The organism is Pedobacter steynii (genome assembly GCF_900103665.1).
GTDB classification, from domain to species: domain Bacteria; phylum Bacteroidota; class Bacteroidia; order Sphingobacteriales; family Sphingobacteriaceae; genus Pedobacter; species Pedobacter steynii.
Map to the genome: position 1 here is coordinate 1 of NZ_FNGY01000036.1, position 2027 is coordinate 2027.

The window sequence follows — 2027 nt, forward strand, 5'->3', positions numbered from 1 at the left end:
TCTGCAGGAAAGGTGGTTATCGTAAACCTGATTCCCGGCGCAGCTGATGTTGAGGTTACTGAAGGCAACCTGACGTTCTGTACGGGTGATCAGGTAGTCCTTAAATCCAATAAAACTGCAGGTAACCAGTGGTATAAAAACGGCGTTATCATCGACGGTGCCACATCGCAAAGCTATACGGCTAATGAGAGCGGAACCTATACGGTGGTGGTAACCGAAAACGGTTGTCCAAGTCCTGCCTCTGCAGGAAAGGTGGTTACCGTAAACCTGATTCCCGGCGCAGCTGATGTTGAGGTTACTGAAGGCAACCTGACGTTCTGTACGGGAGATCAGGTAGTCCTTAAATCCAATAAAATCAACGGTAACCAGTGGTATAAAAACGGCGTTATCATCGACGGTGCCACATTGCAAAGTTATACGGCCAATACCAGCGGAACCTATACAGTGGTGGTAATCGAAAACGGTTGTCCAAGTCCTGCTTCGGCAGGAAAAGTGGTTACCGTAAACCTGATTCCCGGCGCAGCTGATGTTGAGGTTACCGAAGGCAACCTGACGTTCTGTACGGGAGATCAGGTAGTCCTGAAGTCCAATAAAACCGCAGGTAACCAGTGGTATAAAAACGGAATTATCATCGATGGTGCCACATTGCAAAGTTATACGGCCAATACCAGCGGAACCTATACGGTTGTAGTGACAGAAAACGGTTGTCCAAGTCCTGCTTCTGCAGGAAAAGTGGTTATCGTAAACCTGATTCCCGGCGCAGCTGATGTTGAGGTTACTGAAGGCAACCTGACGTTCTGTACGGGTGATCAGGTGATCCTGAAGTCCAATAAAACTGCAGGTAACCAGTGGTATAAAAACGGAATTATCATCGATGGTGCCACATCGCAAAGTTATACGGCCAATACCAGCGGAACCTATACAGTGGTGGTAACCGAAAACGGTTGCCCAAGTCCTGCCTCTGCAGGAAAGGTGGTTACCGTAAACCTGATTCCCGGCGCAGCTGATGTTGAGGTTACCGAAGGGAACCTGACGTTCTGTACGGGTGATCAGGTGATTCTGAAGTCCAATAAAACTGCAGGTAACCAGTGGTATAAAAACGGCGTTATCATCGACGGTGCCACATCGCAAAGTTATACGGCTAATGAGAGCGGAACCTATACGGTGATGGTAACCGAAAACGGTTGCCCAAGTCCTGCTTCCGCAGGAAAGGTGGTTACCGTAAACCTGATTCCCGGCGCAGCTGATGTTGAGGTTACTGAAGGGAACCTGACGTTCTGTACGGGTGATCAGGTAGTCCTTAAATCCAATAAAACTGCAGGTAACCAGTGGTATAAAAACGGCATTATCATCGATGGTGCCACATTGCAAAGTTATACGGCCAATACCAGTGGAACCTATACTGTGGTGGTAACCGAAAACGGTTGTCCAAGTCCTGCCTCTGCAGGAAAGGTGGTTACCGTAAACCTGATTCCCGGCGCAGCTGATGTTGAGGTTACTGAAGGGAACCTGACGTTCTGTACGGGTGATCAGGTGATCCTGAAGTCCAATAAAACTGCAGGTAACCAGTGGTATAAAAACGGAATTATCATCGACGGTGCCACATTGCAAAGTTATACGGCCAATACCAGTGGAACCTATACAGTGGTGGTAACAGAAAACGGTTGCCCAAGTCCTGCCTCTGCAGGAAAGGTGGTTACCGTAAACCTGATTCCCGACGCAGCTGATGTTGAGGTTACTGAAGGGAACCTGACGTTCTGTACAGGTGATCAGGTAGTCCTGAAGTCCAATAAAACTGCAGGTAACCAGTGGTATAAAAACGGAATTATCATCGACGGTGCCACATCGCAAAGTTATACGGCCAATACCAGCGGAACCTATACGGTTGTAGTGACAGAAAACGGTTGTCCAAGTCCTGCTTCTGCAGGAAAAGTGGTTACCGTAAACCTGATTCCCGGCGCAGCTGATGTTGAGGTTACTGAAGGGAACCTGACGTTCTGTACGGGAGATCAGGTGATCCTGAAGTC

1 protein-coding gene is annotated in these 2027 nt (G+C 48.5%); it reads left to right on the forward strand.

Annotated elements, in window-relative coordinates; genetic code table 11:
* A partial coding sequence (locus BLQ87_RS34320) for a hypothetical protein (protein ID WP_218129474.1) occupies positions 1-2027 on the forward strand: 2027 nt, incomplete at both ends.